Below are 6,607 nucleotides of genomic sequence, written 5' to 3' on the forward strand. Positions count from 1 at the left end.
GCCTGCCTGCTATCTGACTTTTCACTGTCGCAGCAAACCGGATGCCGCCCGCACTGCGGATAGCATTAAAACATTCGGCTGCCATTTTACCAAAGGAAAAACTAACTTATTTTACTCATCATTTTATTATTAATTATCACAATAGAACAACAATGATTATTATATTCCAATTTTATTTTTGAAAAGAATTGTGAATTACCATTTTACGTAAAAGCGTTATTTATCATTCTGCAAAGAGCTCTGAAATATGGCGAAGATCACACATCTGTAATCTAAAAAGGATTATGTTTGCTAAGAATAAACAGAAACTGAATTTATAAATAAAAATATTGCTATTGATTTTGTTAAGATCACGCCAGATTAGCTGTGGTTAACCATCATAAATCAATATATTTTTTATTTTATACCTTTGATTTAAAAATGAGGCAGTTTACTCATTAATTCGCCAGGGAGGATACAATGAAAAAAAACTACAACAAAAGAGCATTTATTAAAAAGATGCTTATTATTTCCGCTGTCGCACTATTTCAGAGCGCCTGCTGTTCACGAAAAAATAGTCCGAACAAGGATGAAAAGCCTGTTCCGTCCCTGAGTAATAGCCTTTGGCTGCCCAACTGGCGAATGCAGAAATCGCTGCAATCTGCACTCAATGCCATAAAATATGGCCATGTTGAAACCGTATCACCCTTCTGGTACGAGCTGGATAACAACGGCGATCTTGTGGAAAAGCCAGGATCAGAAGGCCTGACGATTCCAGACGAAGCTACCACCACATTGCTGCAAAAAAGCGGTGCCCGGGTACTGCCGACCATCACAACGACACTTATGCCAGACAATTTTATCGAGCTTTACAGCGACCTTACGCGACAGCAAAAGCTCGCGCGCGTCATCAGAGAGACAGTTTTAGCAAATGGCTATGATGGTATTGATCTTGACCTGGAAAATATTGCTCTGACAACGGATATCTTTGTCGCTCAAACCGTACGTAACGTTTTCACCTCATTATGCCGTATTGTTTCCTCTGAACTGGCAGAAGCTGATAAATTGTTAAGCATTACCGTTATGCCACGCTGGTCTGATCGATATGAGATCTGGCGAAATAAATTAATACCCGCTGTTTATGATTATAACGCCCTTTCCAGAACGGCATCGGTGTTGCGCATAATGGCCTATGACCAACACGCACCGAATACACCACCCGGCCCAATCGCAGGTTTTGAGTGGGTGAAAAGCATTTGTTACTGGACCCGCCATAATGTGTTTTCGACAGCGCAGGTCGAGATCGGTATTCCTCTCTATGGACGACACTGGGGCGCGGGAAAAGTAGTCAGCGTGCTCTATGATGACATGACTGAATTACGCAAAAGATTTCCGCTTAACAAGGTTATTTACAGTACGAATGAAAGAGAGGAAACCCTCTCCTGGGTAGACGCCGCAGGCGCGCCACATACCGTCTGGTATAGCAGCGATCGTTCGGTAGAAGACAGGGTCGCTCTGATTAAGTCATATGGTTTTCGGGGTGGCGCTTTCTGGGCCGCATCCTATGAAAGCCCCTCCTTATGGAAAGCACCTGCTCTTACATTCCGTGCGGTATAGCTAATCCCCTTAGCTCACATTCATTGTTTCCTCAGATAAGGATCCAGAGATGAAAACGGTTAAATTTACGGATAAGAAAAACATCAGCAAAAGTATTCAGATGAAAAAATCGGATACACTATTTGCATTAAGATTTAAGAAACCCCACCCCGACTATTCTGATAAAAAAGCAAAAAAAATTTTTCATCATAATCAATGGCATCTGATGCCGATTATTTACCCTTTCCAGTCTGACCAGAGGCATCTGGACAACCGATGTAACGGGACCGAATGGATATAATCCCGGCTATGTTAATTATGGTGATGAATATGGTAATTACCTGAATTACTTTGGCGGTACGTCTAGCGCATGTCCTGGCGCAGCAGGCGTGGCTGCGTTAGTGTTATCGGCAAACCCTGATTTAACCCTGAAAGAACTCAGGCAAATATTAAAAGAGTGCTGCGATAAAATTAATCCGGAAAATGGACATTATAGCAGGACCGGACACAGTAAATGTGTATGGGTATGGCAGGCTGAATGCGAAGAAAGCCGTGCAGTTAGCGCTGGAACGAAAAAACAATCAGTCTGAAATTTCAGAAAGCAATATTTCGCTTACCTCAACATAATCTGTATCAGGCTGGCTAAACATATCATAGAAAGAGAACCGGGCAATTCACTGCCTTATTAAGTACCCAGGGAGTTTTTAATAATGGAACAGCTTTACCTTTCTTCTGATTCAGGATTTTTTCACAGAAAATTTTTAATCGCCGTAATGGCGCTGCTCTTAGCAGGTTGTGCCGCACGTCCTGTAATGATGGAAAAACGCGCGGGCTATTATGCCAGCCATCGCTTTACCGCAACAGGAGTGAACGAAAGAGTCAGATTTCTTGTTATACATTATACCGCGCTGGATGACGCTCAGTCACTCAGGACGCTGACAAAGGATCAGGTTAGCGCGCACTACCTTATTCCAGATGCGCCCGCGTCCCAGCAGGGAGAACCGGTCGTGCTGCAGTTGGTCGACGAAAACAAACGAGCATGGCACGCGGGCGTCAGTAACTGGCGTGGCAGATCAAATCTGAACGACTCTTCAATCGGCATAGAGATCGTTAATCAAGGTTATACCGACGATATGCTGGAGAATCGCACCTGGTATCCCTACAAGGAGAAACAGATCGCCGCCCTCACGGCCCTGGCGAAAGATATTATTGAGCGCTACCAGATCGCCCCCGACAATGTACTGGGGCACAGTGACATCGCCCCTTTACGCAAACAGGATCCCGGCCGGCTATTCCCCTGGGAACGGCTGTCGGCATCAGGAATAGGCGCCTGGCCAGATAAAGATGCGGTAAGCCGCAATCTCGCAGGCCGCAAACCAGAAGCGCCTGCTGACGTCAGCGTCATCCAGGGGCTTCTGAAAGAGTATGGTTATGATCAAATCCCCCAGAGTGGCGTCCTGGATCAGGATACCCGAAAAACCCTTAGCGCATTTCAGATGCACTTCCGTCCAGAGAATATCAGTGGATATGCCGATGCGGAGACAGAAGCCATTGCAAAAGCGCTGGTTGAAAAATATCGGCGTGCCGCTCCGCTGGCGGTCACACGCGACAGTGATAATGCGGGGTAATGACAGACGATGCACCGATGCAGGAAAAAATTGAGGAAATATAAGGAGGATAAGTTGATGAAGTGGTTTTTAGCACCCGTGCTTATCACCTGCGTGCTGTCAGCCTGTAGCTACGATATCAACGAGACGGCCAGGCCCCCGCAAAAAACAGGTCGTGCTATGCCAGATATTTACCAGTCTGTCACGCCGTCCCAACGACGCGCCATCATGTCTGGCGAACAGCCCGACTGGACAGAGATGCGGCCGAACAGAATCCCACCGCGTTGATGCGCGCTGAAACGCTGATGGCCAGAGCAGATATGGATATAAGCAAAGGATACTGAGATGTCTACAGCTCACCGCCGTTATCAGGATAGCGCGGAATGTGTACATTTTTGCCGGCCTGATAACAACGCTATTAATGGTGCGCTCCCCTTTTTTCCATTTCACTGCCTGCGGGAATTTATCATTTTAGCTTTACCGCCCCGTATGCATGACTTCTTCATGGAGCCACGGCCTGATACGCAGCCTGATTTATTCACATGCGGGATCGGTAACGCTGCTGTTTGTGAATAGGCTGTTTTTTTTGCGAGGTGATGGTGCAGATAAGCAGGACCGCAAGCGCTGTTGTCGTGAAGAAAGGCATGCCTCCTCAAAGTGGTGTCACTTTGACTTCAGCGATAACGTTTCTTTCCAGTCAGGCAATATGGCGCAGGCCAGCAAGTAAAGGAACGTGGGTTACCGCGAAGAAAGTCCGGCAAAGGATGTGCTGATAGAAGCGTTCTGTTCCTGATAGTTAACCGCTCCCGATGCGATGTCGGGAGCGGCTTCTCATTCAGACGAGTTTCTGTTTACCGGATATAACCTGAATAAACTCCTGCACCTGCTTTTGTTTCCGCGCCGATAGTTTGCACACCTGGCGCAGGGACTGCATCAGTTCGCTCTCCTGTCGGGCGGTGAGCACGATACAACCTTCCATTACCTTTATATCTACTGCTGTGCCTGTGGCAAAACCGGCTGCTTCCAGCCATTGCCCTTTCATGGTGATGGCGGGCATTCGGCTGTAATCCGGGTAGCGACTCGCGTAGCCAACCGTTAATTTGCGGTTATTTGCCGGGGAGACTTCTGGTTCAGAGAGTTGTGCAATAGAATGGGCGTCAGTCATGATTACTATTCCCTATAAATAGTGATTGTGATTAGCGGCGCGGGTGTGTTGCAGCACATCCGCACCGCGCTAAATACCTGTATATATCATCAGGAGAGAGAAGGGAAGTCCAGCTAAAAACAGCCTTTAATAAGCTATTTATAAAATCATTTGAATATAAACATTAAGGTTTAGCTGGCAGGATAATAATAATACGCGCACCAGCAAGGTGCGCGATAAAGTAAGTTTCAGGATTTTTTACGTATAGCTTTTTTACCTTTGCTGACTGCCCGTTCGGCTTTGATTTTTTCCAGCAACGCGGCGGCGCTGTTTTCTCCGCTGATTAGTTCCGGGTTTTCTGCACGCCACTGCTCGGTGAGTTCACCCCGGAAGACTTTAGCCAGGATTAGTTGTCGGGCTTATTGACAGACTGACAGGTCGCGACTTAGGGCGATTCGGCGCAGGCAATGGGGACGGGTTTGTGCATTACCAGGCCAGGCGTATCATTTCATCTGGCTTGATAGCGAAGGGACTGGTGTGGCTGGCGATGCCGATTTCAGAATATGTGTTTATAGCAGCGTGGCTGGGATTGGGCTGGCGTTATCGATTACGTGCGGGTCTTTCAAAAAAGACGTTTGATGCAATCATTCCCAGACTGGCTGAAAAAACTGTTCAGGATTTACCAGTACGCTATCTATAACTTTAACTGGCAACATTAATGCGGCGACAGACATCGTTCATTGACTTTTCACTCGCCAGATAGTTTACTTTTTTTATCATAGTTAAACCCTAAGTGAACCTATGCCATCAAAAATAAACTGGCTATTGCAAAACACCTCTCCAGGAAGCCTGATATTGCAATCCTGGCTAACCCGGAACAACATATCGCCTTCTCTGGCCTATAAATACGCGCAAAGTGGCTGGCTGAAAAAACTGCGGGCTGGCGTTTATGCGCGCGCAGGACAAGAACCGGACTGGAGTGATGCGCTATGGAGTCTTCAAAGCCAGCTTGACGCGCCAGTGCATCTGGCCGGACTGAGCAGCCTCTCCTGGCAGGGCCGTTCCCATTACCTGCAACTTAAGCAGAGTCAATGCTGGCTTAACGTTGAAAACAAAACGATATTGCCCAAGTGGTTTAAAGAATTTCCCGGCGTCGAGTGGCTGATAGTATCAGCCCTGAAGCTTCCTCAACTGGATGAGAAGTTCCGAACCGAGCTCGACATTAAAGGAAAAAAATTAACTGCCAGCGTACCAGAGCTGGCAGCCTATGAGCTGTTAAGCGCAGTCCCTCAGGTCATCTCATTCGAGCACGCTGCCGAGCTTTTTCAGGGACTGGTCAATCTCAATCCACGTAAAGTCGAGAAGCTACTTACGCTCAGTCAGTCCGTACAAACAAAGCGATTGTATCTGTTTTTCGCCAGTTTCTATGATCACGCCTGGTTCAGGCGCGTAGATACCAGCAAAATCGACCTGGGATCGGGCAAGAGACAAGTCGTTGTTAATGGCAAGCTGGATACGCAATACAAGATTACTGTGCCCGAAAATTTTACCAGGAAGGGAATAAGCCATGGATAAAACCTCCCCCTACTACCGCCAGGTTTCCCTGCTGGTTAGAGCATTACCCTATGTCGCTAACGAGACCTGTTTTGCACTGAAAGGGGGAACCGCGATCAACTTATTCATTCGCGATTTTCCCCGACTGTCCGTTGATATCGATCTGGCTTATATCCTACTGGAAAGCAGAGAGGTCGCCTTACCTAACGTGCGGGAGGCGCTAAGCCGCATTGCCGCTGAACTTGAAGCACAAGCCAGGATCAGTGCAGTGCTGCAAACCCATAATCCCGATGAGATGCGTATCATAGCCACTACGGACGACGCGCAAATTAAAATCGAGGTTTCACCCGTTGCCCGGGGAACATTGTATCCACCGCAAGAACGCGACGTCGTGGAAGCTGTGGAAGAAGAGTTTGGTTTTGCCGCGATCCCGGTAGTCTCACTGCCTGACCTGTATGGCGGCAAGCTATGTGCTGCGTTAGATCGACAACACCCCAGAGATTTCTACGACGTTAAAATGCTCCTTGATACACAAGGAATCGACCGCGCAATATTCAATGGTTTTATCGCTTATTTGACCTGCCCCCCGTTGATTAATATACCACGATGTTAGTAATGTCTTCATAAGCCACATGAGGACATCCCCATGAAGAAGCGTTTTTCCGACGAACAGATCATCAGTATTCTTCGCGAGGCTGAAGCCGGGGTTTCTGCCCGTGAACTCTGC

The 6,607-nt window shown here is 47.3% G+C and carries 8 protein-coding genes and 2 pseudogenes; 8 read left to right on the forward strand and 2 right to left on the reverse strand.

Annotated elements, in window-relative coordinates; genetic code table 11:
• The first annotated feature begins 459 nt into the window (after nucleotides 1-459).
• From F3I20_RS17420 to F3I20_RS17435, 4 genes are all read left to right on the forward strand, one after another.
• Nucleotides 460-1,596 carry a glycosyl hydrolase family 18 protein gene (locus F3I20_RS17420; RefSeq protein WP_150038681.1) on the forward strand — a complete coding sequence of 379 codons (1,137 nt, stop codon included), beginning with the start codon at nucleotides 460-462 and terminating at the stop codon, nucleotides 1,594-1,596.
• Nucleotides 1,597-1,645: 49 nt separating this feature from the next.
• Entirely contained in the window at nucleotides 1,646-1,876 is a 231-nt protein-coding gene (locus tag F3I20_RS17425; protein WP_150038683.1) for a hypothetical protein, read from the forward strand.
• A gap of 40 nt (nucleotides 1,877-1,916) precedes the next feature.
• On the forward strand, nucleotides 1,917-2,165 hold the full coding sequence (locus tag F3I20_RS17430) for a S8 family serine peptidase (protein ID WP_304621859.1): 249 nt from the start codon (nucleotides 1,917-1,919) through the stop codon (nucleotides 2,163-2,165).
• Between the two features lie 120 nt (nucleotides 2,166-2,285).
• Nucleotides 2,286-3,203, forward strand: a complete 918-nt coding sequence (locus tag F3I20_RS17435; protein ID WP_150038685.1) for an N-acetylmuramoyl-L-alanine amidase — start codon at nucleotides 2,286-2,288, stop codon at nucleotides 3,201-3,203.
• 814 nt (nucleotides 3,204-4,017) lie between these two features.
• Here F3I20_RS17435 and symE read toward each other — a convergent pair.
• Together symE and F3I20_RS24350 are read right to left on the reverse strand one after the other, a co-directional pair.
• Complete coding sequence (gene symE / locus F3I20_RS17440) at nucleotides 4,018-4,347, reverse strand: endoribonuclease SymE (RefSeq protein ID WP_150038687.1); 330 nt, start codon at nucleotides 4,345-4,347, stop codon at nucleotides 4,018-4,020.
• 227 nt (nucleotides 4,348-4,574) lie between these two features.
• A pseudogene (locus tag F3I20_RS24350) lies at nucleotides 4,575-4,739 on the reverse strand (restriction endonuclease subunit S); the annotation flags it as partial.
• A 68-nt stretch (nucleotides 4,740-4,807) separates the two neighbouring features.
• Here F3I20_RS24350 and F3I20_RS17450 point away from each other — a divergent pair.
• From F3I20_RS17450 to F3I20_RS17465, 4 genes and pseudogenes are all read left to right on the forward strand, one after another.
• On the forward strand, nucleotides 4,808-5,026 hold the full coding sequence (locus F3I20_RS17450) for a hypothetical protein (protein WP_150038689.1): 219 nt from the start codon (nucleotides 4,808-4,810) through the stop codon (nucleotides 5,024-5,026).
• Between the two features lie 101 nt (nucleotides 5,027-5,127).
• On the forward strand, nucleotides 5,128-5,901 hold the full coding sequence (locus F3I20_RS17455; RefSeq protein WP_150038691.1) for a type IV toxin-antitoxin system AbiEi family antitoxin: 774 nt from the start codon (nucleotides 5,128-5,130) through the stop codon (nucleotides 5,899-5,901).
• Nucleotides 5,894-6,457 (forward strand): annotated as a pseudogene (locus tag F3I20_RS17460) (nucleotidyl transferase AbiEii/AbiGii toxin family protein); the annotation flags it as partial. The gene F3I20_RS17455 and the pseudogene F3I20_RS17460, both read left to right, overlap by 8 nt.
• Before the next feature lie 69 nt (nucleotides 6,458-6,526).
• A partial coding sequence (locus F3I20_RS17465; RefSeq protein ID WP_150059927.1) for a transposase occupies nucleotides 6,527-6,607 on the forward strand: 81 nt, incomplete at its 3' end.

The organism is Candidatus Pantoea gossypiicola (assembly GCF_008632075.1).
In the GTDB taxonomy this organism is placed as follows: Bacteria; Pseudomonadota; Gammaproteobacteria; order Enterobacterales; family Enterobacteriaceae; genus Pantoea; species Pantoea gossypiicola.

Excerpts from the sequence above, each read along its gene's own strand:
- F3I20_RS17420 (WP_150038681.1), top strand. The coding sequence starts at position 460 with ATGAAAAAAAACTACAACAAAAGAGCATTTATTAAAAAGATGCTTATT.
- F3I20_RS17425 (WP_150038683.1), top strand. The coding sequence starts at position 1,646 with ATGAAAACGGTTAAATTTACGGATAAGAAAAACATCAGCAAAAGTATT.
- F3I20_RS17435 (WP_150038685.1), top strand. The coding sequence starts at position 2,286 with ATGGAACAGCTTTACCTTTCTTCTGATTCAGGATTTTTTCACAGAAAA.
- symE (WP_150038687.1), bottom strand. The coding sequence starts at position 4,347 with ATGACTGACGCCCATTCTATTGCACAACTCTCTGAACCAGAAGTCTCC.
- F3I20_RS17455 (WP_150038691.1), top strand. The coding sequence starts at position 5,128 with ATGCCATCAAAAATAAACTGGCTATTGCAAAACACCTCTCCAGGAAGC.